Annotated in this window: 26 protein-coding genes; 3 read left to right on the top strand and 23 right to left on the bottom strand. The window is 70.3% G+C overall.

The window, feature by feature from the left end:
• Window positions 1-15 precede the first annotated feature (15 nt).
• From nusB to QNO21_RS05885, 14 genes are all read right to left on the bottom strand, one after another.
• Complete coding sequence (nusB, locus tag QNO21_RS05820) at window positions 16-426, bottom strand: transcription antitermination factor NusB (protein ID WP_257518859.1); 411 nt, start codon at window positions 424-426, stop codon at window positions 16-18.
• A gap of 18 nt (window positions 427-444) precedes the next feature.
• A complete protein-coding gene (efp, locus tag QNO21_RS05825; RefSeq protein ID WP_257516397.1) occupies window positions 445-1,005 on the bottom strand; it encodes an elongation factor P in 561 nt (186 codons plus the stop codon).
• A gap of 88 nt (window positions 1,006-1,093) precedes the next feature.
• Window positions 1,094-1,552, bottom strand: coding sequence for a type II 3-dehydroquinate dehydratase (gene aroQ / locus QNO21_RS05830; protein WP_257518860.1), 459 nt, complete (start codon window positions 1,550-1,552; stop codon window positions 1,094-1,096).
• A 207-nt stretch (window positions 1,553-1,759) separates the two neighbouring features.
• Window positions 1,760-2,290, bottom strand: a complete 531-nt coding sequence (locus QNO21_RS05835; RefSeq protein ID WP_257518861.1) for a GNAT family N-acetyltransferase — start codon at window positions 2,288-2,290, stop codon at window positions 1,760-1,762.
• Window positions 2,287-3,375 carry a 3-dehydroquinate synthase gene (gene aroB, locus QNO21_RS05840; protein ID WP_257518862.1) on the bottom strand — a complete coding sequence of 363 codons (1,089 nt, stop codon included), beginning with the start codon at window positions 3,373-3,375 and terminating at the stop codon, window positions 2,287-2,289. Before aroB ends, QNO21_RS05835 begins: the two co-directional genes overlap by 4 nt.
• The gene (locus tag QNO21_RS05845) at window positions 3,372-3,890 is read right to left on the bottom strand and encodes a shikimate kinase (protein ID WP_257518863.1); all 519 of its coding nucleotides are present in this window, start codon (window positions 3,888-3,890) and stop codon (window positions 3,372-3,374) included. The genes aroB and QNO21_RS05845 overlap by 4 nt, the downstream gene beginning before the upstream one ends.
• Complete coding sequence (gene aroC, locus QNO21_RS05850) at window positions 3,887-5,098, bottom strand: chorismate synthase (RefSeq protein ID WP_257518864.1); 1,212 nt, start codon at window positions 5,096-5,098, stop codon at window positions 3,887-3,889. Before aroC ends, QNO21_RS05845 begins: the two co-directional genes overlap by 4 nt.
• 4 nt (window positions 5,099-5,102) lie before the next feature.
• Window positions 5,103-5,942, bottom strand: a complete 840-nt coding sequence (locus tag QNO21_RS05855) for a shikimate dehydrogenase family protein (RefSeq protein WP_257518865.1) — start codon at window positions 5,940-5,942, stop codon at window positions 5,103-5,105.
• 2 nt (window positions 5,943-5,944) lie between these two features.
• Window positions 5,945-7,480 (bottom strand): endolytic transglycosylase MltG, encoded by a 1,536-nt coding sequence (mltG, locus tag QNO21_RS05860; RefSeq protein WP_257518866.1) that lies wholly within the window; start codon window positions 7,478-7,480, stop codon window positions 5,945-5,947.
• Complete coding sequence (gene ruvX, locus QNO21_RS05865) at window positions 7,480-7,953, bottom strand: Holliday junction resolvase RuvX (RefSeq protein WP_257516329.1); 474 nt, start codon at window positions 7,951-7,953, stop codon at window positions 7,480-7,482. The genes mltG and ruvX overlap by 1 nt, the downstream gene beginning before the upstream one ends.
• A complete protein-coding gene (gene alaS, locus QNO21_RS05870; RefSeq protein WP_257518867.1) occupies window positions 7,950-10,619 on the bottom strand; it encodes an alanine--tRNA ligase in 2,670 nt (889 codons plus the stop codon). The genes ruvX and alaS overlap by 4 nt, the downstream gene beginning before the upstream one ends.
• Before the next feature lie 60 nt (window positions 10,620-10,679).
• Window positions 10,680-10,886 carry a hypothetical protein gene (locus QNO21_RS05875; RefSeq protein ID WP_257517379.1) on the bottom strand — a complete coding sequence of 69 codons (207 nt, stop codon included), beginning with the start codon at window positions 10,884-10,886 and terminating at the stop codon, window positions 10,680-10,682.
• A gap of 121 nt (window positions 10,887-11,007) precedes the next feature.
• A complete protein-coding gene (rpsD, locus tag QNO21_RS05880) occupies window positions 11,008-11,637 on the bottom strand; it encodes a 30S ribosomal protein S4 (protein WP_257517378.1) in 630 nt (209 codons plus the stop codon).
• A gap of 346 nt (window positions 11,638-11,983) precedes the next feature.
• The gene (locus QNO21_RS05885) at window positions 11,984-13,303 is read right to left on the bottom strand and encodes a replication-associated recombination protein A (RefSeq protein WP_257516579.1); all 1,320 of its coding nucleotides are present in this window, start codon (window positions 13,301-13,303) and stop codon (window positions 11,984-11,986) included.
• Window positions 13,304-13,418: 115 nt separating this feature from the next.
• Between QNO21_RS05885 and QNO21_RS05890 the strand changes: the two genes are divergently transcribed.
• From QNO21_RS05890 to QNO21_RS05900, 3 genes are all read left to right on the top strand, one after another.
• Entirely contained in the window at window positions 13,419-13,724 is a 306-nt protein-coding gene (locus QNO21_RS05890) for a dioxygenase (protein WP_257518868.1), read from the top strand.
• A 75-nt stretch (window positions 13,725-13,799) separates the two neighbouring features.
• Window positions 13,800-15,431, top strand: a complete 1,632-nt coding sequence (locus QNO21_RS05895; protein WP_374211406.1) for a DUF349 domain-containing protein — start codon at window positions 13,800-13,802, stop codon at window positions 15,429-15,431.
• Window positions 15,432-15,521: 90 nt separating this feature from the next.
• The gene (locus tag QNO21_RS05900; RefSeq protein ID WP_257518869.1) at window positions 15,522-16,118 is read left to right on the top strand and encodes a type IV toxin-antitoxin system AbiEi family antitoxin; all 597 of its coding nucleotides are present in this window, start codon (window positions 15,522-15,524) and stop codon (window positions 16,116-16,118) included.
• Here QNO21_RS05900 and QNO21_RS05905 read toward each other — a convergent pair.
• From QNO21_RS05905 to QNO21_RS05945, 9 genes are all read right to left on the bottom strand, one after another.
• On the bottom strand, window positions 16,088-18,340 hold the full coding sequence (locus tag QNO21_RS05905; RefSeq protein ID WP_257518870.1) for a RelA/SpoT family protein: 2,253 nt from the start codon (window positions 18,338-18,340) through the stop codon (window positions 16,088-16,090). The genes QNO21_RS05900 and QNO21_RS05905 overlap by 31 nt on opposite strands.
• Window positions 18,341-18,406: 66 nt before the next feature.
• Complete coding sequence (secF, locus tag QNO21_RS05910) at window positions 18,407-19,396, bottom strand: protein translocase subunit SecF (protein ID WP_257515198.1); 990 nt, start codon at window positions 19,394-19,396, stop codon at window positions 18,407-18,409.
• Window positions 19,396-21,123: a protein translocase subunit SecD gene (gene secD / locus QNO21_RS05915; protein ID WP_257518871.1), complete on the bottom strand. Its 1,728-nt coding sequence runs from the start codon at window positions 21,121-21,123 to the stop codon at window positions 19,396-19,398. Before secD ends, secF begins: the two co-directional genes overlap by 1 nt.
• Window positions 21,124-21,166: 43 nt before the next feature.
• The gene (locus QNO21_RS05920; RefSeq protein WP_257515201.1) at window positions 21,167-21,619 is read right to left on the bottom strand and encodes a preprotein translocase subunit YajC; all 453 of its coding nucleotides are present in this window, start codon (window positions 21,617-21,619) and stop codon (window positions 21,167-21,169) included.
• A gap of 75 nt (window positions 21,620-21,694) precedes the next feature.
• The gene (gene ruvB / locus QNO21_RS05925; protein ID WP_257518872.1) at window positions 21,695-22,750 is read right to left on the bottom strand and encodes a Holliday junction branch migration DNA helicase RuvB; all 1,056 of its coding nucleotides are present in this window, start codon (window positions 22,748-22,750) and stop codon (window positions 21,695-21,697) included.
• Window positions 22,743-23,375 (bottom strand): Holliday junction branch migration protein RuvA, encoded by a 633-nt coding sequence (ruvA, locus tag QNO21_RS05930; RefSeq protein WP_257515195.1) that lies wholly within the window; start codon window positions 23,373-23,375, stop codon window positions 22,743-22,745. The genes ruvB and ruvA overlap by 8 nt, the downstream gene beginning before the upstream one ends.
• 106 nt (window positions 23,376-23,481) lie before the next feature.
• Window positions 23,482-24,921: an HNH endonuclease signature motif containing protein gene (locus QNO21_RS05935; protein WP_257518873.1), complete on the bottom strand. Its 1,440-nt coding sequence runs from the start codon at window positions 24,919-24,921 to the stop codon at window positions 23,482-23,484.
• Window positions 24,922-25,053: 132 nt separating this feature from the next.
• Window positions 25,054-25,644 carry a crossover junction endodeoxyribonuclease RuvC gene (gene ruvC / locus QNO21_RS05940; RefSeq protein WP_257518874.1) on the bottom strand — a complete coding sequence of 197 codons (591 nt, stop codon included), beginning with the start codon at window positions 25,642-25,644 and terminating at the stop codon, window positions 25,054-25,056.
• Between the two features lie 61 nt (window positions 25,645-25,705).
• Window positions 25,706-26,473, bottom strand: a complete 768-nt coding sequence (locus QNO21_RS05945) for a YebC/PmpR family DNA-binding transcriptional regulator (RefSeq protein ID WP_257518875.1) — start codon at window positions 26,471-26,473, stop codon at window positions 25,706-25,708.
• Window positions 26,474-26,490: the final 17 nt, after the last annotated feature.

Consider the following 26,490-nt stretch of genomic DNA (forward strand, 5'->3'; position numbering starts at 1 on the left):
ACCGCCGCGGCGGGGTCAGGATGCGCGGGCGATGCGGCCGAGCACGCCGTGCACGAACGAGCCCGAGTCGTCGGTGGAGTATTCCTTGGCGAGCTCCACCGCCTCGTCGATGGCGACCGCGGCGGGCACCTCGTCGTTGTGCAGGATCTCCCACGTGGCCATCCGCAGGATGGCGCGGTCGACGGCCGGCATGCGGCTCAGCGACCAGTCCTTGGAGACACCCGTGATCTGCTCGTCGATCTCTTCGTGGTTGTCGATGACCCCGTCGACGATCTCGCGGGCGTACAGCCACGACGACTCGCGTGCGGGCTCGCTCGCCGCGCGCTTGGCTTCAGCGGCGAGGGTGACGCCGAGGTCGTCGCCGCGGACGTCGGCCTGGTACAGGATGTCGAGGGCGCGCTTGCGCGCCTTGGTGCGTGCGCTCATGAAAAGGCGGCGCCGACGTCAGTTGACGCGGCCGAGGTAGTCGCCCGTGCGGGTGTCGACCTTGACCTTGGTGCCCTGCTCGACGAACAGCGGGACCTGGATCTCGTAGCCCGTCTCGACGGTGGCTGCCTTGGTGCCCGCCGACGAGCGGTCGCCCTGCAGGCCCGGCTCGGTGTAGGTGATCTCCAGCACGACCGACGCGGGAAGCTCGACGTACAGCGGGTTGCCGTTGTTCATCGCGATCTGCACCTGCTGGTTCTCGAGCAGGAAGTTCTTCGCGTCGCCCACGACGGTGGCGGGAACGCTCAGCTGGTCGTAGTCGGCCACGTCCATGAACACGTAGCTGTCGCCGTCGTTGTACAGGTACGTGAAATCGCGTCGGTCGACGTTCTCGATCTCGATCTTCGCGCCGGCGTTGTAGGTGCGGTCGACGGTCTTGCCCGACACGACGTTCTTGAGCTTGGTGCGCACGAAGGCGCCGCCCTTGCCCGGCTTGACATGCTGGAACTCGATGACGTTCCAAAGCTGGCCGTCGATGCTGAGGACGACGCCGTTCTTGATGTCTGCGGTGGATGCCATGGGAGAAGGGAGTCCGTTTCGTGTGAGGGTGTCGGGCGCCGCGCGCGGGCCCGGCGTTCGATTCTACGGGATGCCGTCGGGAGTCGTCTCAGCCGTCGGCGTTGCCGGTCACGACGTCCAGCAGCAGGGCGGTCGCCCGCGCGTAGCCGGCGACGCCCTCCCCCGAGACGTGCACGACGGCCACGTCCGCCACATACGAGTGGTGCCGGAAGGGCTCGCGCGCCTGCACGTCGGAGATGTGCACCTCTGCGACGGGCAGTGCCACGCCTGCCAGAGCGTCGCGCAGCACGACCGAGGTGTGGGTCAGGCCGCCGGGATTGATGACGATGCCCGCGCAGTCCTCGCGGGCGCCGTGGATGGCGTCGATGAGCACCCCTTCGTGGTTGCTCTGCACCGCGCGCACGTCGAATCCGCGCGCGGCGGCGGTATCCGACACGAGTCTCTCGACATCGGCCAGGGTGTCGTGCCCGTAGATCTCCGGCTCGCGGGTGCCGAGCAGGTTGAGGTTGGGACCGTTGACAAGCAGGAGACGACGCGGGGTGCTCACTCTGGAACCCTATCGGCGGCGCGGAGCACCAGCACGGTGCGCGTCGCGGCGTCGCGGCGTCGCGGCGTCGCGTGGCCGGGACAGGCGATCACACCGGTACAGGGCGATCCGGCCCGGAATCTCCTGTTCCGGCGAGTCTTCCTGCGCCCGGGATGGATGCCGGGCACGGATGCCGCGCCGCGGTCGACCGCCGCCGCAACCGTGCCCTCAGAGCGTGCGGGTCATGACGGCTTCCGTGCCGTGGGCGGAGGCGACGGTCTCCCCCGTGGGTACGAACCCGTTGCGACGGTAGGCGGCCTGGGCGCGGGCGTTGTCGACGTGCACGTCGAGATTGATCTGTCGCAAGCCCAGCCCCGCAGCCCAGTCCGCGGCCGCGTCGAGCAGGGCGTCGATGACCCCGGACCCGCGGTGGTCGGCCCGCACGTAGACACCGACCACGTCCGCGCGGCTGGTCCAGACTGTGCGCCCCATGTAGTCGGTCGCCCCGAGGGGATACACGAGCACCGTGGCCGTGCCGATCCATTCGTCGCCGGCCTCCGCGACGAACTGGGCCGTCGTGTCTCCCACGGCGGAATCGGTGCACCGCTGCCGCCAGAAGGCGTCGTCGTGCGCCCGCTCCTGGTCGGGCGTGGAGAGGAACGCGATCCCGGCATCCGGGTCGCTCACCGCCTCGATGCGCAGTCGCCGCACGCGCCGCCACTCGTCCTGGCGGACGCGCCGGACGGTGAACGGGGTCACTCGGAGAGTTCCTGGTACGCAGCGAACAGCAGCGACTCGTCGGGGGCCTGCAGCACCGTGGGGCGCGCGATGTCGTCCAGCACGATGAAGCGCAGCATGCCGCCGCGGGTCTTCTTGTCGCGCTGCATCGTCGCCAGCAGCTGCGGCCACGCGCCGGGACGGTAGCTCAGCGGCAGCCCCAGCGTCTCGAGGATGTCGCGGTGACGCTGCGCCGCGGCATCCGGCAGGCGACCGGCGAGGCGCGACAGCTCGGCGGCGAACATCATGCCCACCGACACCGCCGCGCCGTGACGCCATTGGTAGCGCTCCGCGTGTTCGATGGCGTGCCCCAGGGTGTGGCCGTAGTTGAGGATCTCCCGCAGTCCCGCTTCGCGGAAGTCCTCGCTGACCACGCGCGCCTTCATGTCGATCGCGAGCTCCATCGTGCGCCGGAACGCCGGGGATGCCGGGTCGACGGCGGCGACGGGGTCCGCCTCGATGAGGTCGAGGATCTCGGGTGCCCAGATGAATCCGGCCTTGACGACCTCGGCGTACCCGGCGATGCGCTCGTTGGCGCCCAGCGTGTCGAGCAGCTCGAGGTCGCAGAGCACGGCGTGCGGCGCCCAGAAGGCCCCCACGAGGTTCTTGCCCTCTGCGGTGTTGACCCCGGTCTTGCCGCCCACGGCGGCGTCGACCATGGCGAGCACCGTGGTGGGGACGAGGATGACCTTGACGCCGCGCAGCCACGTGGCGGCGACGAAACCGGCGAGGTCGGTCACCGCTCCTCCGCCGAACCCGATGACGACGTCGGTCCGGGTGAAGTCGGCCTGTCCCATCACCTGCCAGCAGAAGGCGGCGACCTCGATGCGCTTGCCCGCCTCGGCGTCGGGGATCTCGGCCAGCAGCACCTGGCGTCCGCCCCCGAGGGCGTCGGTGAGCCGCACCCGCAGCGCCTCGGCGGCGTCGCGCAGCGTGGGGGGATGCACCACCAGCAGCTTCTTCGCCTCTGCAGGCACCAGTTCGGGCAGCTGCGAGAGAATGCCGCGGCCCACGAGGATGTCGTGCGGGGCGGCGCCGGTGACCGAGATGGTGGTGGTGCCGGTCATGCGTGCTCCTTGGAGGACTCGGTCGCTGCGGCCCAGTGGGCCACGGCGTCGACCACCTCTTGCAGGGGGCCGTCGGAGGTGTCGAAGGTCACGTCCGCGGCCTCTTCGTAGAGGCTGCGGCGGGCCTGGTAGATCTCGTTCCAGCGGGCGACGGCATCTTCGCCCTGCAGGAGCGGCCGGGTGGTGTCGCGGATGCGCGAGGCGATGGTGTCTGGCGCGACCGTGAGCAGCACGACGCGGTGGTCGACGAGGGCCACGCGGGTGTCGGGGTCGAGGATCGCCCCGCCGCCGAGCGCCACGACGCCGCCGGCTTCGAGCGCCTCCCGCACCGCGTCGCGCTCGACCGCGCGGAAGTGCGGCTCGCCGTGCGTGGCGAAGATGTGCTCGATCGGGCCGTGGGCGCGCACGATCGCGGCGTCGGTGTCGGTGAAGGGCAGCCCGAGGGCCTTCGCGACGCGTCGCCCGATGCTCGTCTTCCCCGCGCCCATGGGGCCGATCAGGACGAGCGCGCTCATGCCAGCGAGGGGTCGCTGGCGTCTGTCGTGCGCAGCGTCGCCGGGATGGCGGCGAGGTAGGACTGCAGGTTGCGCCGGGTTTCGGTGACGCTGTCGCCGCCGAACTTCTCCAGCACCACCTCGGCCAGCACGATCGCCGTCATCGCCTCTGCGACCACGCCCGCGGCGGGCACGGCGCAGACGTCGGACCGCTGGTGGTGGGCCGAGGCGGTGTCGCCGGTGGTGACGTCCACGGTGCGGAGGGCATGCGGCACCGTGGCGATGGGCTTCATGCCGGCCCGCACCCGCAGCACGGTGCCTGTGGACATGCCGCCCTCGGTACCGCCGGCGCGGTCGCTGGACCGGGCGATGCCGGCATCCGTCGCGAACAGCTCATCGTGCGCGGCCGAGCCCCGCCGGCGCGTGGTCTCGAAGCCGTCCCCCACCTCGACGCCCTTGATCGCCTGGATGCTCATGAGCGCCTGGGCGAGCTTGCCGTCGAGGCGACGGTCCCACTGCACGTGGGACCCGAGCCCAGGCGGCACACCGTAGGCGAGGACCTCGACGATGCCGCCGAGGGTGTCGCCGTCCTTGCGGGCGTCGTCGACCTCCGCGACCATCGCGGCGCTCGTGGACGGGTCGAAGCAGCGGAGCGGATCGGCGTCGAGCAGGTCGACGTCGTCGGGGGTGGGCAGGGGTGCGCCCTCAGGGACGCGGACGGGGCCGATCGACAGGGTGTGGCTGACCAGACGGATGCCGAGTTCCCCGAGGAACGCCCGGGCGACGGCGCCCAGAGCGACGCGGGCTGCGGTTTCCCGGGCGCTCGCGCGCTCGAGGATGGGCCGTGCCTCGTCGAAGTCGTACTTCTGCATGCCGACGAGGTCGGCGTGGCCGGGTCGCGGCCGGGTGAGCGGGGCGCTGCGGCCGCGGGACTTGTCGGTCAGCTCCACCGGTTCGGGGCTCATCACCTCGACCCACTTGGGCCACTCGGTGTTGCCGATGCGCAGCGCAATGGGGCTTCCCATCGTGAGCCCGTGACGCACGCCCGCCGAGATCGACAGCTCGTCCTGCTCGAACTTCATGCGCGACCCGCGGCCGTAGCCGAGCTTGCGGCGGGCGAGGTCGGCCTGGATGGCGTCGCGCGAGATCGGCACGCCGGAAGGCAGGCCTTCCATGATGGCGACGAGTTCGGGGCCGTGCGATTCGCCGGCAGTGAGCACGCGGAGCATTCGCCTATCCTCCCACGAGCGCCCGGCGCATTGCGGCGAGCACCTCCGGCTCCCCGGGCACCATGGTGGTCGTGTCGCCGGTGACGAAGACGCGCACCTGCAGCAGCGCCTGATGCAGCAGCATCCCCTCGCCCGAGAGGGCCGCGTGTCCTGCGCGCTCCCAGGCCTCCGAGAGCGCGGTGGGCCAGTGTCCGTAGACGACGTCCAGCAGCAGCCCGCCGGCCTGCGCGAGGGCGTCGGTGGCAGTCGGCGCGACACGGGCGTCTCCAGGGAGCGTGGCCACGGTCACCGGCACGGCAGCGTGGGACGGAGCCTCGAGCGGGACCGGGAGGACCTCGACGCCGAGCCGCGCTCCCAGCTGCTGCATGGGTTCGACCGCGGCGGGGCGCCGCGCCACCACCTCGACTCGACGTGCGCCGAGCTCCTCCAGTGCGACGAGCGCGGACGTGGCCGTGGCCCCCGCCCCCACGATGCGGGCGCGGTCGAGACGCTCGATGCCGGCCTCTCGGAGGGCTCGGACGATGCCGCCCACGTCGGTGTTGAAGCCGCGCAGGGCGTCGGCGTCGAGCTGGAGCGTGTTCACCGCGCCGGTGAGCTGCGCGCGCGGGTCGAGCCAGGTGGCGGCGGCGAAGCCGGCGCACTTCAGCGGCATGGTCAGCGAAAGGCCACGCAGACCCGCGGCACGGGCGTGCGCGAGCTCGGCCGCGAAGCCCTGTTCCGTCACCTGTCGACGCCCGTAGGTCCAGTCAAGGCCCAGCGCCCGGTAGGCCGCGGTGTGCAGCTGCGGAGATCGGCTGTGCGCGATCGGATCGCCCCACACTTCGAGGGCAGTCTGCTCCCCCACGCTCAGCAGCCGGAGTCCGGGTTGTCAGCGCACCACTGCTGCCACTGCTTGACCGCCTGCTCGTGTTCCGCCCCGGTGTTGGTGAAGATCGTCTCGCCGGTGTCGAGGTTGACCGTGACGAAGTACATCCACGGTCCGTCGGCGGGGTGCATCGCCGCATCGATCGCGAGATCGCCGGGGTTGGCGATGGGTCCGACGGGCAGGCCCGGGTGCACGTACGTGTTCCACGGGTTGTCGTCTTCGAGTGCCTCCCGCGACGAGCTCACCGTGCCGTCGTGCATCTCCTGGTAGCCGTACTGCGCGGTGGAGTCCATCTGCAGCAGGCCGAACGTCTCGGTGTTTCCGGGCGCGAGGCGGTTCTGAATGACCCGCGACACCTTGTAGAAGTCCTCTTCGAACCGGGCCTCGCGCTCGATGATCGAGGCGATCGTGAGGATCTCCTCGCGACGCTCGACGGGGACCCCGGCGCTGTCGAGCGACTGGATGGTGCGGTCGACGAGAGTGCGGATCACGTCGGCGGCCGTCGCGCCCGGGTCGAATGTGTAGGTCGCCGGGAAGAGCCACCCCTCGAGGCTGGCGGCGCTCACCCCGTAGTCGGCGGGGTTCGCCACGGCTGCCTGGAAGTCCTCGATCGGCAGTCCGAGGCCGTCGGCCAGCAGTGGGAGGGACTGCTCCACGGTCAGGCCCTCGCGCAGCTGTGCGGTGTTCGACTGCTTCTTTGCGGGATCCAGCAGCGCGGTGAGCGCCGCCGCCGAGGTCATCTTCTGCTGCAGCAGGTACACGCCCGGCTGGAAGGGCGGGTTCTGCCGGGTGTCGATGAGGTAGTCGTAGAAGGCGTCGGGGGTTTTGGTCACGCCCGCATCGAAGAGGGTCTGCGAGATCGAACGGCCGTTGTCACCGCTGATGACGGTCACCATCGCTTCTCCGGTGGCTTCGCCCTCCTCGTAGTCCTGCGGCTCCTCCCAGCCCATGAACTCGCGGATGGGCTCCTCGTAGGTGTTCCACACCCAGGCGACGCCGACGCCGATGCCGCCGATGAGTGCGAGCAGGAGGGCGAGGATGATCCAGCCCCCGCGCCGCCGACGGCGCTTGTCCGGCGGCGGAGGCGGTGCGCCCAGGTCATCGCTGGTCGCCTCACCGGTGAACAGGGCGTCGAGGGGGGCGGTGGCCGCGGGGCGTGAGGCGGGTGCGGTCGCCTCCGCCGGCGGCGGGGCCGGTGACGGGGTCGGGGCTTGAGTCGGGGCTTGGGCCGGGGTAACGCTCGGGCTCGCGGCGGCGGCTGACCGTCGGGCATCCCGTCGCGACAGCGGCCGGTCGCCGGTTGCGGCCGCCGCAGGGCTCACGGGGTGGGGCTCGGAAGCGGTCTCATCCGCCGGCGCATCGGGGTCCTCGTCGGCCGGTTTCTCCGATGGCGGCCCGGTGGCACTGCTCGCGGGCGACGGCGCCGACCGGGCGACGCCCGCGCGTCCCCGGGGGTCGGGGAGCTTGCCGAACAGGTCGGCGAGCGGATCGTCGAACGGTGACGAAGATGAGGGCATCAGGCGGGCTCCTGGGCCGGGGGCGTCGGGTTTCCAGGCGGCCGACCGGTGTTCTTCTCGACATCGAGCGCGTGCTGCAGCAGTACGACGGCGGCTACCTGATCGACAATGCTACGAGAATCCCGCTGAGAACGCCCACTCTGTCTCAACGCGGCATGCGCCGAGACCGTGCTGAGGCGTTCGTCCACCATGCGCACGGGGGTCGATCCAGCCTGGGCCAGCTCGGCGGCGAACGCCCGGGCGTCTGCGGTGGACGGGGTGTCGTTGCCGCTGAGATTCAGTGGCAGACCCACGAGCACTTCGAACGCGTCGTACTCGGCCGCGAGCTCTCGCACCCGCGCCACGGCGTGGTCGTCGCGCGGCACCGTCTCGAGCGGGGTGGCCAGCATCCCGTCCGGGTCGCTGCGGGCGACGCCCACCCGGGCCTTGCCCACATCGACCCCGATCCGGACGCCGCGACGGAACCCGCTCACGCCGACTGCGACTCCAGCGCCGTGGCGACAGATCGGAGCGCGGTCGGCAGCGCCGAGGCATCCGTCCCGCCGCCCTGGGCGACGTCGTCGCGCCCGCCGCCGCCGCCGCCGAGAGCAGCCGCGGCCCCCTTGGCGAGCACGCCGGCCTTCGCGCCGGCAGCGCGTGCGGCCTCATTGGTCGCGACGATCACGACCGGCCGACCCGACACCTCGGCGCCGAGGGCGATGACCGCAGCGGCATCCGCACCGAGACGGTCGCGGGCCTGCAGCGCGAGCGTGCGCACGTCGTCGGCCGACGATGCGGTTCCCAGCGACTGGGCGACGACCTGGAAGCGACCGACGCGCTCGGCCGACGCCACAAGCTGCGGCAGCTTGTCGCCGAGCGCGCGCGCTTCGAACTGCGCGATCTTCTTCTCAGCCGCCTTGAGGTTCGCCGCCAGCTCCGCGATGCGGGTGGGCAGCTGGTCGCGCGGGGTCTTCAGCGTCGCCGTGAGCTGCGAGACGATCGCACGCTCGGCGGCGAGCTCGCGGAAGGCGTCGAGTCCGACGAGGGCTTCGACGCGGCGGTTCGAGGCCCCAACGGACGACTCGCCGACGAGGTTCACCAGCCCGATCTCGGCGCTGGACGACACGTGCGTGCCGCCGCAGAGCTCGCGCGACCACGGCCCGCCGATGTCGACCATGCGCACGACGTCGCCGTACTTCTCGCCGAAGAGCGCCTGGGCGCCGAGCGCCTTGGCCTCATCGAGTGCGAGCACGCGGGTCGTGACCTCGAGGTTGTCGCGCACGGCGTTGTTGGCGATCTCCTCGATCTCACTGCGCGTCTCGGGCGACAGTGCCTGGCCCCACGTGAAGTCGAAGCGCAGGTAGCCGGCCCGGTTGAGCGAGCCTGCCTGCGTCGCGGTCTTGCCGAGCGTGTCCCGCAGGGCGGCGTGCACGAGGTGCGTCGCCGAGTGCGCCTGACGCGCGGCACGGCGGTTCGCGGCATCCACCACGCTCGTCGCCGGCTGACCCACGCCGACCTCGCCGCTGCGCACCTGCACCGTGTGGCTGATGAGCCCGGCCACCGGACGCTGCACGTCGAGCACGTCGAGCTCGAAGCCGGGGCCGACGATGATGCCCTTGTCGGCGACCTGACCACCGGACTCGGCGTACAGGGCCGTCTCGGCGAGGATCACCTCGGCGGTCTGGCCGGCCAGCGCACGGTCGACCGAGACGCCGTCGACGATGAGGCCCAGCACGCGGGACTCGGACTCGAGGTCGGTGTAGCCGGTGAAGACGGTCTCGCCGGCGGCGCGGAAGGCGCTGTAGACGCTGTGATCGGCCAGGGCGCGCTTGCGCGAGCGCGCGTCGGCCTTCGCGCGGGTGCGCTGCTCCTGCATGAGCGCGTCGAACCCGGCGCGGTCGACGTCCAGGCCCGCCTCCTGGGCGATCTCGAGCGTGAGGTCGATCGGGAAGCCGTAGGTGTCGTGCAGCAGGAACGCCTCGGAGCCGGCGATGCGGGTCTTGCCGGCATCCTTCGTCTGCTCCACGGCCATGTCGAGGATGGTCGAACCCGACGCGAGGGTGCGCAGGAACGTCTCCTCCTCGGCGACGGCGTAGGCCGAGATGCGGCCGTAGTCCGCCGCGACCTCGGGGTAGGCGTCCTTCATGGCGTCGCGCGATGCCGCGAACAGCTCGGGGAAGGTCGGCGCGTCGACGCCGAGCAGACGCATCGAGCGGATGGCGCGGCGCATGAGGCGACGCAGGATGTAGCCGCGTCCCTCATTGGAGGGGGTGACGCCGTCGGTGAGCAGCATGAGCGAGGAGCGCACGTGGTCGGCGACGATGCGGAAGCGCACGTCGTCCTCGTGCACCGCGCCGTAGCGGCGGCCGCTGAGATCGATCGCCCGGTCGAGCACGGGGCGCACCTGGTCGGTCTCGTACATGTTCTCGACGCCCTGCTTGATGAAGGCGACGCGCTCGAGACCCATGCCGGTGTCGATGTTCTTGTTGGGCAGATCGCCGACGATGTCGAAGTCGACCTTGGAGGTGACATTGGCGATGGCGTACTGCATGAAGACGAGGTTCCAGATCTCGGTGAACCTGCTGTCATCCACCGCCGGGCCGCCGTCGCGGCCGTACGCCGGCCCGCGGTCGAAGTAGATCTCCGAGCAGGGCCCGGCCGGTCCCGGCTGGCCCGTGGTCCAGTAGTTGTCCTCGCGGCCGAGCCGCTGGATGCGGTCGGCAGGCAGCCCGGCGACCTTCTGCCACAGCTGCGCGGCCTCGTCATCGTCCTCGTAGACGGTGACCCAAAGGTCGCGCTCGGCGAATCCGAGGCCGCCGTCGGCCTCGGACGACGTCAGCAGCTCCCAGGCGTAGCCGATGGCGCCTTCCTTGAAGTAGTCGCCGAACGACCAGTTGCCGAGCATCTGGAAGAACGTCCCGTGCCGGGCGGTCTTGCCGACCTCTTCGATGTCGTTGGTGCGGATGCACTTCTGCACGTCGGCGGCGCGCTTGTAGGGCGGCGGCACCGTGCCGTTGAGGTAGGGGATGAAGGGGACCATGCCGGCGATGGTGAACATCACCGACGGGTCTGGGCTGACCAGCGAGGCGGACGGCACGATGACGTGGCCGTTGCGCTCGAAATAGTCGAGGTAGCGCTGGGCGATCTCAGCGGTCTTCATTCGGGTGTCCTCGAAGGCATGGTCCAGCACCGTGTGACGGGGCCGGACGGGTGGGGGGAATCAGTCGTCGGTGGGAGTCACCGCGGCCACGACCTCGGAGAGGCGGGCCTCCTGCTCGCGATAGGCGTCGCCCATGCGATCGGTGAACTCCGTGATGCGGGCGTCGAGGTCGGCGAGCACTTCGTGGCCACGCGGGTCCTTGTCGACCATATGGGCGAGGATGAAGCCACCGGCGATCCCCAGGACGAACCACACCAGCTTCTTCACGTCACCACATCCTCGATCTGATGCGCCGCAGAGGCGGCGCGGTTCAATGTTAGGTGCAAACCGCGAAGGGCGCCGGGTTGCCCCGGCGCCCTCCACACGACCTTGCGGTCTGACCCGGGGGTCAGCGCGCGGCGTAGTACTCCACGACGAGCTGCACGTCACAGGTGACGGGCACCTCGGCGCGCTTCGGGCGACGCACGAGGCGCGCCTGCAGCTTGTCGAGCTCGACCTCGATGTAGGCGGGAACGGGCGGCAGCACCTCGGCGTGACCGCCGGCGGCTGCGACCTGGAAGGGCTCGAGGCCCTCGCTCTTGGCCTTGACGTGGATGAGCTGACCCGGCTTCACGCGGAACGACGGGCGGTCCACGGTCTGGCCGTCGACCAGGATGTGGCGGTGCACGACGAGCTGGCGGGCCTGCGCGGTGGTGCGGGCGAAGCCGGCACGCACGACGAGGGCGTCCAGACGCATCTCGAGCAGCTCGACGAGGTTCTCACCCGTCAGGCCGTCCTTGCGGCGGGCCTCGTTGAACGTGTTGCGCATCTGCTTCTCGCGGATGCCGTACTGCTCGCGCAGACGCTGCTTCTCACGCAGACGGACGGCGTAGTCGCTGTCCTGCTTGCGCTTGGTGCGGCCGTGCTCGCCGGGAGCGTAAGGACGCTTCTCGAGGTAGCGGGCGGCCTTCGGGGTCAGTGCGACGCCGAGGGCGCGCGACAGACGGACCTTGCGGCGGTCCTGGGACTTCGTTGCCACGAAGTGTTCCTTCCGATGACGTGGCCGCGACTTTCGCGGCTCACGGACGTATCGCCTCTCCTCGCCCTGTCCGGACTGCACGCCGGGGCATGCCGGTAGGTGGTGAAAGAGAAGAGGGGATGCCCGAAAACTGGGTTTCGAGCCGATCAAGAGTACCAGACGAGGGGTGTGAGCCTTCTGAGGGTCGGCGCCTCCTGCACGGGCGTGGAATCGGCCCGCTTCTCCACCGATGGCGCGCCGGCCGGCTCGGTCGTCGAGGTGGAGGGCGACCACCACCGCACGAGCCGCGCCCACGGAGCTGAGGCCGCACAAACTGCCACTCCAACCAGCCACCGACGCGGTGCGGTCAGTCGCCGAGGATCTTGCGGATCTTCTCCACGCGCGCGCCGATGTCGCGCTCGACACCCCGGGCGGTGGGCTCGTAGTAGCGGCGGCCGCGCAGCTCGTCGGGCAAGTACTGCTGCGTAGCCACGCCCACGTCGAGGTCGTGCGGGTACACGTAGCCCTTGCCGTGGCCCAGACGCTTGGCCCCCGGGTAGTGGGCGTCGCGCAGGTGCACCGGCACGCGCCCGAAGCCGCCGGCGCGCACATCGGCGATCGCGGCGTTGATGGCGTTGTACGCGGCGTTGGACTTGGCCGTCGTGGCGAGGTACGCCGTCGCTTCGGCCAGCGGGATGCGGCCCTCCGGCATGCCGATGAAGGCGACCGCGTCGGCCGCGGCGACCGCGATCGTCAGGGCCTGCGGGTCGGCCAGCCCGATGTCCTCGGATGCCGAGATCACCAGGCGCCGGGCGATGAAGCGCGGGTCCTCCCCCGCTTCGATCATGCGGGCCAGGTAGTGCATGGCGGCATCCACGTCGGAGCCGCGGATGGACTTGATGAACGCGCTGATCACGTCGTAGTGCTCGTCGCCCTGCCGGTCGTAGCGCAGCAGCGCCCGGTCGACGGCCTGCGCGACGAGGTCGGCGGTGATCACCGGCGTCTCGGCTTCGGGGTCGGCCATGGATGCCGCAGCCTCGAGTGCGGTGAGAGCGCGGCGGGCGTCGCCCGAGGCGAGGCGGATGATCGCGGCCCGGGCATCGTCATCGAGGGCCACGGCTCCCGCGAGCCCCCGGGGGTCGCTGACCGCACGATCGACCAGCATGCCGAGGTCCTCGTCGGTGAGCGGCTGCAGCGTCAGCAGCAGCGAACGCGACAGCAGGGGCGAGATGACCGAGAACGACGGGTTCTCGGTGGTGGCGGCGATGAGCACGACCCAGCCGTTCTCCACGCCCGGCAGCAGCGCGTCCTGCTGCGCCTTGGTGAATCGGTGGATCTCGTCGAGGAAGAGGATCGTGGACTGCCCGTACATGTCGCGTTGGGTCAGCGCCTCTTGCATCACCTCGCGCACGTCTTTGACGCCGGCCGTCACCGCCGACAACTCCACGAAGCGACGGCCCGACGAGCGCGCGACAGCCTGCGCGAGCGTCGTCTTGCCGGTGCCGGGCGGTCCCCACAGGATCACCGAGGTGGCGGCGGCTCCACGCGTCTCGGTCGAGGCGAGCGCGACCAGCGGCGACCCGGGACGCAGCAGATGGCGCTGCCCGGCGACCTCGTCGAGCGAGACCGGCCGCATGCGCACGGGCAGGGGCGTCTGGCCCTGAAAGAGCGCCGCGGGGGTTGTCACCCTTCCAGGCTAGCCGCGGCCGCCGACGCCGGCGCGGCGGCGGCGTTTTGCGGCCCGCTTTCGCGGCCGCGTAGGCTCGGCATCAACCCGGGCACCCGGGATCGAGGGAGGTTCCGTGGCACCTGGGGCGAAGGGCCGTGACGATCGCGTCGCACGAGAGCGTGCGCGGGTCTACCAGGCGCGCCTGGATTACCAGCGCGGGCTGAAGCAGCGTCGTCGCCGCGACAACCTCATCGCGGGGATCGCCGGAAGCGCGCTGCTGCTGGCCATCATCGGCGGACAGGTGCTCTACTACACGACTGGACCCGGCGTGCCGGAGCCCACCCCCACGCCCTCGCAGACCACGCCGGCACCCGATCTTCCGCTTCCCGAGCCGGATGCCACGACGGACCCGACCCCCACACCGACCACCACCCCCTGACCCGGGCCCCCTGCCGTACTAGGCTGTGAGCCGACCACCAGCGAAGGCGGCGCAAGCCGCGACGAGGAATATTCCGTGAACGCCGCAGCAGAGCCCACTCCCGACATGCCCGAGACCGATACGCCCGCTACGGGCGACGAGGTGGACGCCGTGACCCAGCCCAACGACGCACCCGACACGGGCGCGGCAGAGACGACGACGGATGCCGGTGACTCCCTCGAGGAGCCCACCGCACCGGTCGAGTCGACCGAGTCCACCGAGCCGGCTGACCAGCCCGCTGAGACTCCTGAGCCCGCCGAGCCGGCTGACCAGCCCGCCGAGGCTCCCGAGCCCGCCGAGTCGACCGAGCAGCCCGCTGTCTCGACCGAGTCCGCTGAGCCCGCCGCACCCGTGGCCGCCCCCGCGCCCGCACCCGGCCCGCGCCCGCCGATGCCGCGCGCCCCGCAGGCCGCCGTGAAGCCCGTGCTCCCGCCGGCCGCGCCGTCGGCGTCGTGGGGTCGCGTCGACGACGACGGCACCGTCTTCGTCCGCGAAGGCGACGACTGGCGCGCCGTCGGCCAGTACCCGGACGGCACGCCGGCCGAGGCGCTCGCCTACTTCGAGCGCAAGTACACCGATCTCGTCAGCGAGGTGACTCTCCTCGAGGTGCGCCACCGCCGCGGCGGTGCCAGCGCAGCTGACCTGCGCTCGGCCGTCGCCCTCGTTCGCGACAAGGTCAACGGCGCCATGGCCGTCGGCGATCTCGCTTCGCTCAGCGCCCGAGTGGAGGCGCTGGACGCCGAGCTCGCGACGGCGTCGGAATCCGAGGTCGCCGCCGCGCGCGAAGCCGTCGAGCAGGCGATCGCCCACCGTACCTCGCTCGTCGAGCAGGCCGAGGCGCTCGCGGCGCGCGACCCCAAGTCGGTGCAGTGGAAGCAGGCCACGAGCGACATGACGTCGCTCTTCGATCAGTGGCAGGCCCACCAGCAGAACGGTCCCCGTCTGCCGAAGTCGACGGCGCAGCAGCTGTGGAAGCGGTTCCGCGATGCACGCGGCACGGTCGACAAGCATCGCCGCGAGTTCTACGCCGAGCTGGACGAGACCCACAAGGCCGCCCGCGACCGTAAGACGCGCCTCGTCGAGCGTGCCGAGGCACTCGCGCCGCGCGGTGAGGACGGCATCGCCGCGTACCGCGATCTGCTCGACGAGTGGAAGAGCTCCGGTCGGGCCGGCAAGAAGGTCGACGACGCGCTCTGGGCCCGCTTCAAGGCCGCCGGCGACGCGCTCTACGGTGCCCGCGCCGAGCGTGAGAATGCCGACGCCGAGGCCTCCAAGGAGAAGATCGAGGCCCGCCGCGCCCTGCTGGTCGAGGCCGCCGCCGTCCCCGACGAGAAGGACATCGCCAAGGCGCGCCAGCTGCTCACCGGCATCCAGCGCCGCTGGGACGAGCTCGGTCGCATCTTCCCCCGCGACGTCGAGCGTTCGCTGGACGACGACCTGCGCAAGATCGAGCAGGCCCTCTCCACGCGCGAGCAGACCGACTGGAAGCGCAACAACCCCGAGACCAAGGCGCGCGCGAACGACATGACGCGCCAGCTCAACGACGCGATCGAGAAGCTCGAGTCCGAGCTCGAGGCGGCGCGCGCCGCGGGCGACAGCCGCGCTGAGGCAGCCGCCAACGAGGCCCTGGCTGCCCGCAAGGCATGGCTGTCCGCCCTGGGCGGCTGACCCGCTCTGCACTGCACATCGAAAGCCCCGACTGTCCACAGTCGGGGCTTTCGTGCTCACACGGCCGCAGGGATGGGCGACCATGAGCGCATGCCGTCACCATTCCTCTACTTCGCCGGCGGTCGCCTGTCGGGCGCCGAGCTCGCGGCTGCGCGTCTGGACGGTGACCTGGTGGAGGTCGGCGAGGGATACATGCCCGCGGATGCGGTCGAGACGAGGGAGCTACGGGCTGCCTCTCTCGCGCCCTTGGTGGGGCAGACGCTCGCTGCGACACACCTGAGCGCCGCGTGGGTGCACGGCGTCCTCGACACGCCCCCCGCCCGGCACGCCGTGCAGCGCGTCGTGGCCCGCCGCCTGAGCCCGTCGCTCGACGCCCGGGTGCGCTACAGCGATGTGCGGCTGGATGCCGCCGACGCCGACGTGATCGGCGGCGTCGCGGTCACCTCCCCCACGCGCACCCTCGCCGACCTCGCCCGGTCACGCGACGCCGCCCACCGCGACGTCGCCGTGCGCATGATGACGATCGCTCCGCACCTGAGGGACGAGGCGCTGGCGTGGCTGGCGGCGGCGGGACCGGTTCCCGACAAACGGGCGGCGGTGGCGTTCCTGCGGGCGTACGCCGTGCCGAGCGCCCGGCCACCGCCGGGCACAGCCGGTCAGGACGAGGTGACCCGGTACACGTCGTAGACCGCGTCGATGCGCCGTACCGCGTTGAGCACGCGGTCCAGGTGCACGGTGTCGCCCATCTCGAACACGAAGCGGCTGATCGCAAGCCGGTCGTTCGTCGTCGACACGCTCGCGGACAGGATGTTCACGTGGTTCTCGCTCAGCACGCGGGTGACGTCGCTGAGCAGGCCGGAGCGGTCGAGCGCCTCGACCTGGATGTGCACCAGGAAGATGCTCTTGCTCGTCGGAGCCCACTCCACCTCGATGATGCGCTCAGGGTCGGTCATGAGGGACTGAACGTTGGTGCAGTCCGCCCGGTGAACCGAGACGCCGCTGCCGCGGGTGACGAAGCCCACGATCTGGTCGCCGGGGACCGGCGTGCAGCACTTGGCGAGCTTGACGAGGATGTCGGGGGCACCGCGTACCAGAATGCCGGAGTCGCCGGTGCGCGGCTGGCGTGACCGCCCCACCGGCGGCAGGCTGATCGGACCTGTCGCGGTGTCGTCGACAGCGCTGACGAGGGCGGTGACCTTCTCGATCACGGACTGCGTGGAGACGTGGCCTTCGCCGACCGCCGCATACAGAGCCGAGACGTCCTCGTAGCGCAACTGCTGCGCGACCTCCGAGAACGAGTCCTGGTTCATGAGGCGCTGGAGCGGCAGGTTCTGGCGGCGCATCGCGCGGGCGATGGCATCCTTGCCCTGCTCGATCGCCTCTTCGCGGCGCTCCTTGGTGAACCAGCCGCGGATCTTGCTGCGTGCGCGGGTGCTCTTGACGAAGCTCAGCCAGTCCTGGCTGGGGCCTGCGTCAGGGTTCTTCGAGGTGAAGATCTCGACGACGTCGCCGCTCTTGAGCTCGGACTCCAGCGGCACCAGGCGCCCGTTGACCTTCGCGCCCATGGTGCGGTGGCCGACCTCGGTGTGCACGGCGTAAGCGAAGTCCACGGGGGTCGCTCCGGCGGTCAGGCCGATGACGCGCCCCTTGGGTGTGAAGACGTAGACCTCTTTGGCGCCGATCTCGAACCGCAGGGAGTCGAGGAACTCCCCCGGGTCGGCCGTCTCGGCCTGCCAGTCGGAGATGTGCGCCAGCCAGGCCATGTCGGCGTCCACCGACTTGGCGCCGGACTTGCCGCCGGCCATCTGCTCCTTGTACTTCCAGTGGGCCGCGACGCCGTACTCGGCCTGCTGGTGCATCTCGTGGGTGCGGATCTGGATCTCCACCGTGCGGCCGCCGGGACCGATGACGGTCGTGTGCAGCGACTGGTAGAGGTTGAACTTGGGCGTGGCGATGTAGTCCTTGAAGCGGCCGGGGAGCGGCGTCCAACGGGCGTGGAGGGCGCCGAGCACGGCGTAGCAGTCACGCACGGTGTTGACGAGCACGCGGATGCCGATGAGGTCGTAGATGTCGTCGAACTCGCGCCCGCGCACCACCATCTTCTGGTAGACGGAGTACAGCTGCTTGGGACGGCCCATGATGCGGCCCCGGATGCGCAGCTCCCGCAGGTCGGCCTCGACCGCTTCTATGACGGACTGCACGTACTGCTCGCGCTGCGGAGTGCGCTGGGTGACCAGGCTGTCGATCTCGGCGTAGAGCTTCGGGTGCAGCACCGCGAATGAGAGGTCCTCGAGCTCGGACTTCACAGCCTGGATGCCGAGGCGGTGCGCGAGGGGCGCATAGATCTCGAGGGTCTCGGTCGCCTTCTTGGCGGCCTTCTCCGGGGGAACGAATCCCCAGGTGCGCGCGTTGTGCAGACGGTCGGCGAGCTTGATCAGCAGCACGCGGATGTCGCGGGACATCGCCACGATCATCTTTCGCACCGTCTCGGCCTGCGCGGCGTCGCCGTACTTGACCTTGTCGAGCTTGGTGACCCCGTCCACCAGCATCGCGACCTCGTCGCCGAAGTCGGCGCTCAGCTGGTCGAGCCGGTAGTCGGTGTCCTCCACCGTGTCGTGCAGCAGAGCCGCGGCGATGGCGCGCGGCCCCAGGCCGAGGTCGGCGAGGATCTGGGCGACGGCGAGCGGGTGGGTGATGTAGGGCTCACCGCTCCGCCGTTTCTGGCCCGCGTGTGCGCGGTCCGCTGCGGCGTACGCACGCTCGACGATCGACAGGTCACCCTTGGGGTGGTGGGTGCGCACCGTCCGCAACAGCTTCTCGACGTCGTCGCGGCGTGCCGCCCGCGAGAAGATGCGCGGGACGAGTCGGCGCAGCGACGATGACTGGGCGGCGGGCACGGCCTCTGTCATGCGCTCACCTCCGGTCGTCTCAACCCGTCAATTCTACGTCCGCCCGCGGTGCGGGCAGGCTGCGCCTCAGGCGTCCGTCAGGGCCAGTTCGCGAGCGGTACGCACCCGCTCGTCGCGTGCCTTGATGGCCGGTTCGTTCTCGCGCATCAGCGAGTACAGGGGTGCGGCGACGAACACGGTCGAGTACGCCGCGACGATCGTGCCGACGAAGATCGAAAGCGAGATGTCGGTGAGGGTCTGCGCGCCCAGCCACAGCGCGCCGATGAAGAGGATCGCGCCGGTGGGGAGGATGGCCACGACCGTCGTATTGATCGAACGCACCAGCGTCTGGTTCACGGCGAGGTTGACCGATTCGCCGAAGAGCCGGCCGGAGTTCTCGCCGTCCTCCGTGGTGTTCTCCCTGATCTTGTCGAACACCACCGTCGTGTCGTAGAGGGCGTAGGAGAGGATCGTGAGGAAGCCGATCACCGCCGCCGGCGAGATCTCGAAGCCGAACAGCGAGTAGATCCCGACCGTGATGATGAGCACGTCGACCAGGCCGATGATCGCGGCGACCGACATCTTCCAGGTGCGGAAGTACAGCGCGAGGATGATGAAGGTCATGGCAAGGAAGATCGCCAGGCCCCACAGCGACTGCCGGGTCACGTCGGCGCCCCAGCTGGGACCGATGAAGGACGAGGTCACCTCGGCTGGCGCGACGTCGTAGACCTCGGCCAACGCCGCAGTGACCGCCTGCGTCTCGTTAGCGGTCATCTGGTCGGTCTGCACGCGGATGGCGTCACCGCCGACGGTGGTGACCTTGGTGGTGGCGCCCTCGACGACCGATTGGACCGCGTCGGTGGCGAGGGCCTGATCGGTCTCGGCCACGTTGGACACGGTGAACTGCGACCCACCCGTGAACTCGATCGAGAACTGGATGGGGCGGAACAGCGGCACGAGGGCCGCGCCGATCACCAGGGCCGCCGCGAGGATGAACCACAGTCGCCGCTTCGGGATGAAAGGCAGCGAGAGCTTGCCGGTGTAGAGGTCGTTGCCGAAGTTGCTCATGGCGCCCATCAGCTGCTCCCCTCCTTCGTGCGGTCGGTATTGCCACCGCGACGTGCGGCTGCGAGCTCGGCCTGTTTGCGCTCGGCGATGGTCTGCCGGCGTTCGGCCTCACCCTTGGCGCGGACGGCGCGTTTGCCGGCGCCCCCCTTGGCGGGGACGATCGGCGTGCGGAACTGCGCACGCCCGCGGTAGACGGCGCCCAGCGCGGCGGGGTCCAGACCCGACAGCGGGTGACCGGATCCGAAGAAGCGGGTGCGTGCCAGAAGCTGCAGCGTCGGGTGGGTGAACAGGATGAAGATGAGCACGTCGATGACGGTCGTCAGACCCAGCGTGAAGGCGAATCCCTTCACCGTCGCGTCGGCGAGGATGTACAGCACGACAGCGGCAAGGACGTTGATCGACTTCGAGATGTAGATCGTCCGTTTGGCGCGGGACCAGCCGTCCTCGACGGCGCTGGTGATGCTCTTGCCGTCGCGCAGTTCGTCTCGGATGCGTTCGAAGTAGACGATGAACGAGTCGGCGGTGAAGCCGATCGACACGATCACGCCCGCGACGCCGGCGAGTGACAGACGGAAGCCCATGCGCCAGGCCAGGATGCACAGGGAGATGTAGGTGAGCACACCCATCACCAGCAGGGACGCGATGATGATGAAGCCCAGCGCGCGGTAGACCGCGACCGAGTACAACGCCACCAGCAGAAGGCCGATGAGTCCGGCGATGAGGCCGATCTGCAGCTGCTGGGAGCCGAGCGTCGCCGAGATCGTGCTCGAGCTCTGCACCTCGAAGCTCAGGGGCAGCGCGCCGTACTTCAGCTGGTCGGCGAGCACCTTGGCGCTCTCCTGCGTGAAGCTTCCGGTGATCTGCGGCTTGCCGTCGAGGATGACGGCGTTCATCGACGGAGCCGACAGCACGAAGCCGTCGAGGATGAACGCGAACTGGTTCAGCGGCGGGCTCTGGCCGTACAGCCGCTGGCTGATCTGACCGAACTCGCGGGTGCCCTGATCGTCGAAGACGAGGTTGACCGCCCACTGGCCGTTCTGCTGGACGATGCCGTGGGTGGCGTCCGAGATCGACGATCCGTCGAGTTCGACGGGCCCCAGCAGGTACTTGACGGTGCCGGACGGGTCGCAGGTGATCAGCGGCTGGTCCGCAGGCGCGGAAGCGGGGTCGTTCGCCGGGTCGGCGCAGTCGTAGGCGAGGTACTGCGCCTCGAGTGCCGGGGTGATCCACGCCGGGTCGCTGCCGCTGGTGGGCTCCGTGGACGGGGTCGCCTGCAGTGACGGATCGGGCTGCGGGTACGGCGTCTCGTTGCCGTCCTCGCCGATGAAGGTGTTGGCGGGGGCGCCGGTGGCCAGCACCGCGCGGAGCTGCAGCTGCGCGGAGGCCTCGATGCGCTCGCGCGTGGCTTCGTCTGCCTCGCCCGGGATCTGGACGACGATGTTGCGGCCGCCCTCGGTGGTGACGTCGGCCTCGCCGACGCCCGAGGCGTCGACACGCTGGCGGATGATCGTGACAGCCTGGTTCATCTGCTCGGTGCTGGGGTCGGCGCCGTCCTCGGTCTGCGCTTCGAGGATGATCTGCGTTCCGCCCTGCAGGTCGAGCGCGAGTTCCGGAACCCACGAGCTCTTGCCGAAGCCGTACACGCCGAGCGCGTTGATGCCGAACAGGAGGGCGGTGATGACCAGAAGTCCGGTCAACGCGCGCCAGGCGTGCCGGACGGGGGTGGAAGTGGCCACGTGTGGTCAGCTTTCTCGCGCGCCGCCGCAGCGGCGAGACGGATCAGGCCAGGGGCTTGGTGCCCGGGTCGGTGTCGTTTGTGCCGCCCGATGCGCGGTTGCGGTCATCGTCGACCGAGGTGATGTCGCCGTCGGCGACATCGGCGACGTACTCGTCTTCGGCTGCCTCGGACTCGATGAACTCGTCTTCGGTGACGACGCCCTCGGCCGGGTCGACGACGCGCAGGATCGCCTGGCTGTGCACCTTGATGTCGACACCCGGCGCGATTTCAACGATGGCCGGCTGGTCGAGGTTCTCGGGGTCGTAGGCCACGATCGTGCCGTAGAGGCCGCCCTGCAGGAGCACCTCGGCGCCGGGAACCGTCTGGCGCGCCTTCGCCTCCTGCTCGGCCTTCTGGCGCTGCATGCGACGGCGTGAGCTCCAGAACATGAAGACGAGCAGAGCGCCGAGCAGCAGGATGAGGCCGTACTCGGCGAAGAAGACAGCGAATTCCATGGAGGTGAGGTCACCTTTCGGTTCGGGCATGCCGTGAGGCACCCCAGCAGAGGTTGCGGCGAAAGCCTTCAGCGATTATAGGTCATCGATGCGCAGCGCCCCTTCGGCGTGCGGAACGCGCAGGTGGGCATATGCCTCGGGGGTGGCGATGCGACCGCGGGGCGTACGCCCCATGAACCCGATGCGCACCAGATACGGCTCCACCACAGACTCGATCGTCTCGGCCTCCTCCCCCACGGTCACCGCGAGGGTGCTGAGCCCCACCGGTCCCCCGCGGAATCGCCGGACGAGCGCGTCGAGCACGGCGCGGTCGAGCCGGTCCAGCCCGATCGGGTCGACGTCGTAGAGCTCGAGCGCGGCGTTGACGTCGGCCTGCGTCGCCGCCGGCCCGCCGTTGAAGGCGCTGGCGCGCCCGCCTTGGCCGTGCACGATGACGTAGTCGCGCACGCGCCGCAGCAGGCGGTTGGCGATGCGGGGCGTGCCGCGGGAGCGCCGCGCGATCTCGGCGCGCGCATGTGCCGGAAGACCGACCCCGAGCACGAGAGCCGATCGCTCCACGACCTGTTCCAGTTCGCTCGGTTCGTAGTACTCGAGGTGCGCGGTGAACCCGAACCGGTCCCGCAGCGGATTGGGGAGCATGCCGGAGCGGGTCGTGGCGCCCACGAGGGTGAACGGCGCCAGCTCGAGGGGGATGCTCGTGGCGCCGGCACCCTTGCCCACCATGATGTCGATGCGGAAGTCCTCCATGGCGAGGTACAGCATCTCTTCGGCGGAGCGGGCCATGCGGTGGATCTCGTCGATGAAGAGCACTTCGCCGGGCGTCAGGCTGGACAGCAGCGCCGCCAGGTCGCCGGCATGCTGGATTGCAGGCCCCGACGACAGGCGAAGCGGACGGTCGCTCTCGTGTGCGACGATCATCGCCAGCGTGGTCTTTCCCAGGCCCGGGGGCCCGGAGAGCAGGATGTGGTCGGCCGGGCGCTGCTGGATGCGCGCCGCCTCGAGCAGCAGCTGCAGCTGGCCGCGCACCTTGTGCTGCCCGACGAACTCGGCCAGCGAGCTGGGTCGCAGCGCACCTTCGACCGCCAGCTCGATCTCGTCCTGCGGCTCGGCGGGGTTCACGGTCTCATCCACCGGCGGGCTCCTTGCGGGAGGGGCCCAGCTGGGCCAGCGTCAGGCGCAGCAGCGCTGAGACGTCGCCCCGCTGGCGCTCGGATGCCGCCTCGGCCACCGGGCCGACGGCCTCCGCTGCGATCCGCTCGCTCCACCCCAGGCCGACGAGGGCGGCCACGACCTGCGCGACGACCTTCTCGTCGGCCTTTCCCGACGCGACAGCCCCGCCCGTGCCGCCGAGCCCGAGGGCCTGCAGCTTGCCGGCGAGCTGAACCACGATGAGCTTGGCCGTCTTGGGTCCGATTCCCGACACGCGACGAAACGGCGCGTCGTCTTCTGCGGTGACCGCCTGCGCGATCTGGTCGACGGTCAGCGAAGCCAGCACGCCGAGGGCGGATTTGGGCCCCACCCCCGACACGCTGATCAGCTGGAGGAAGACGCTGAGCTCGTCGCGGGTGGCGAACCCGAACAGCGCCAGGGCGTCCTCGCGCACGACGAGGTGCGTGTGCAGCACGATCTCGTCGCCTACGTGAAAGCTCCGCGACAGTTGCGGGGTCACCGCGATCGAGAACCCGACGCCGTTGACGTCGACGATCACGCTGTCGGGATCGAGGTGCAGCACGCGACCGCGTGCGGAGGAGATCATGCTCCGAGCCTACGGCCGCCTTCGGATGTTTGTTCTATCGACACGCGCCCGCGGCCGGGGTCGGCCCTGTCGGGTGCCCCGCGGCCAGGCTGTTGCCGAGGCGTTCTCAGAACGGTGGTGGGCCCTCGGCTGCGGCCAGGGCGGTGAATTCGAGCACGCGTCGCGGGATGTCGAGGTGGGTCCGCCCGGTGGGGCTGGTCCATTCCAGGATGCCGTGCAGCTTCTGGATCACGGTCCAGGCGCTGGCGTGTTTGAGGGTGTGGTGCCGGACGCAGAGGTTCGCGAGGTTGCACAACGCGGTGGGTCCGCCTCGCGCGTGGTCGAGGGTGTGGTCGTGGTCGCAGTAGTACACGGGCCTTCGGCATCCGGGGAACCGGCAGTGCTCGTCGCGGGCGTCGAGGTGCCTGCGCTGTGCCCGGTTGGGCCGGTAGGTGTCGACGTGCTGCACGGCGCCGGTGGTCGGGGAGGTGAACACCCGCTCCCAGAGGTCCGTGGTCGCGGCGAGGTGCCGGGCGGTATCGGGGTCGATGGGCCCGTACCCGATGAGTTCGGCCGGCGCGGTGCCTTCGCCGGTGAGGGTGTCGACGGGGATCACGATCTGCACGTGCGCGGTGATCGCCTGCCCCGCGGGGATGCTGCGGGACGAGGCGGGTGTGCTGGCGTGGCCGGTGAGTAGCAGGTCGGTGAGGACGTCGGCCCGGACCTGGTCGGCGGTGCGGGTATCGGTCGCGGCTGCGTCGGTGTCCGCCGGCTCTTCGGCCACGGGCTGCTCATCCGGGTGTGCCTGCACCGTGCCCGTGGCGTCGGTGTCCGAAGGCGCGGCCGCGCCGCCGTCCTCAGGCGTGCTTGCCGCGGGCCCGCTGTCCGTCCCGTCTGCGGCCGCGGCGCGCTGGGCGGCGGCGACCTCGCGGGCGTGTTGGGTGAGCCGGTCGTGGATCGCGTACGCCAACGCCGCCGGGAGCACCGCGGCAAGTTCCGCCATCCCGTCCTCGAGATCCCGCACCCACACCCGCCGCCCGGCGGCAGCCTCGGCGTGACGCTCGGCGAGGGGTACGGGGTGCAGGTTCTGCGCGATCATCGCGATGATCGGCTTGGCCCGCCCCGGTGTCTCCCGCTCGCAGACGACCAGGGCGGCCTGTTCGAACCGGGCGCGCGCGTCGGGGTCGGTGATGCGGACCCCGGCATCCTGAATGATCCGCACGTGCGCCGTGTCGATGGCCCCCGCCCGCAACGCCGCGACGGTCGCGGCGAACCCGGTCACCAGGACGGTCGCGTCGTGCAGGCGGTCCTGGATCACACGGTCGGACCGGCGCAACACCGCGGCGACGTCGGCGGCCATCTCCCGCAACGGCATCTCCCGCTCCCGGCCCGCACTGGACGGCACCAGGGCGGTCCGCGCCGCCGCGATCGCATCCGCCCGCGCCAGCAACCCCAGCTCCTCGGCCTGCAACGCCGCGATCCGCGCCCTCGTGCGCTCCAACTCCCCCAGCACCGCACCACGCGAGCGCGTATCGCGTCTCGTCGTGGCTGCTGGTGAACTGCTCATACCCATAATTCTGCCGAGGTCCACCGACATTGACCGCGCCTAAAACCCAGGCCAAACGGCGATTGTGGATAACTTCTGCCGGCATCCGGCTGTGGAGAAACCGGCGCCTAACACCGGCCAAAAACCAAACCCTCAGCGCCGCGTCACACGCTCGGCATTCGCCCACGCCCGCTGCGCCGGCGTCAGCGTCGCCGAGCCAGAGCCAGAGCCTGAGCCAGAGGCAGAGGCCGTCAGCCCACCGCGCCAGGCATGGCAGAGAGCCAGGGCCAGCGCGTCGGCGGCATCCGCCGGCTGGGGCAACGCGTCGAGCCGCAGCACGCGCGCGACCATGGTCTGCACCTGCAGCTTGTCCGCGGCGCCGTAGCCGGTGACAGCGGCCTTCACCTCGGAGGGCGTGTGGGTCGCGGCAACCAGGCCCCGCTCCCCCGCCAGCAGCAGGGCGATGCCGCTGGCCTGCGCCGTTCCCATCACCGTGCTGCGGTTGTGCTGGGCGAAGACCCGCTCGACCGCCACGACGTCGGGCCGGTGCTCATCGAGCACCGCGCGAAGTCCCGCAGCGATGGCCGCGAGACGCTGCTCGATCGGCAGCGACGGCTCGGTGCGCACGACACCGACGTGCACCAGCGACGCCGAGCGGTTGCGCGCGACGTCGACGACCCCGACGCCGCATCGGGTCAGGCCCGGGTCGACGCCGAGAACGCGGAGAGTGCCGGTGGATGCCACCCGCCTACGCTAGCCCGCGGGTGGTGGCATCCGTCCCAGGCGCTCCGTCCGGTGGGTGCGTTCAGTCGCTCTCGTCGTCGGTTTCGAGCTGGCCCTGCACCTCGGGCGTGAGGTCGAAGTTGCTGAAGACGTTCTGCACGTCGTCGCTGTCCTCGAGCGCGTCGATGAGACGGAAGACCTTGCGCGCGGTGTCGGCGTCGATCTCGACCTTGAGGTTCGGGACGAACTCCACATCGGCCGATTCGTAGTCGATGCCGGCATCCTGCAGCGCCGTGCGCACCTTGACCAGGTCGGAGGCCTCGGTGATGACTTCGAACCCCTGCCCGTGGGGCAGGATCTCCTCGGCGCCGGCGTCGAGAACGGCCAGCATGACGTCGTCCTCGGTGGTGTTCTCAGACGACACCACGATGACGCCCTTGCGGGTGAAGTTGTACGCGACGCTGCCGGGATCGGCGAGGTTGCCGCCGTTGCGCGACAGAGCTGTGCGCACCTCGGCCGCGGCGCGGTTCTTGTTGTCGGTCAGACACTCGATCATGAGTGCCACTCCGTTGGGGCCGTAGCCCTCGTACATGATCGAGGTGTACTCGACGGCTTCTCCCCCGATGCCCGCACCGCGCTTGATGGCACGGTCGATGTTGTCGTTGGGGACCGACGTCTTCTTCGCCTTCTGGACGGCGTCGTAGAGCGTCGGGTTGCCTGAGAGATCCGCGCCGCCGAGCTTGGCGGCGACCTCGATGTTCTTGATGAGCTTGGCGAATGACTTGGCACGGCGACTGTCGATGACGGCCTTCTTGTGCTTCGTCGTCGCCCACTTGGAGTGGCCGGACATGCGGAACAGTCTATGGG

Source organism: Microbacterium sp. zg-Y818 (genome assembly GCF_030246905.1).
Taxonomy (GTDB): Bacteria; Actinomycetota; Actinomycetes; order Actinomycetales; family Microbacteriaceae; genus Microbacterium.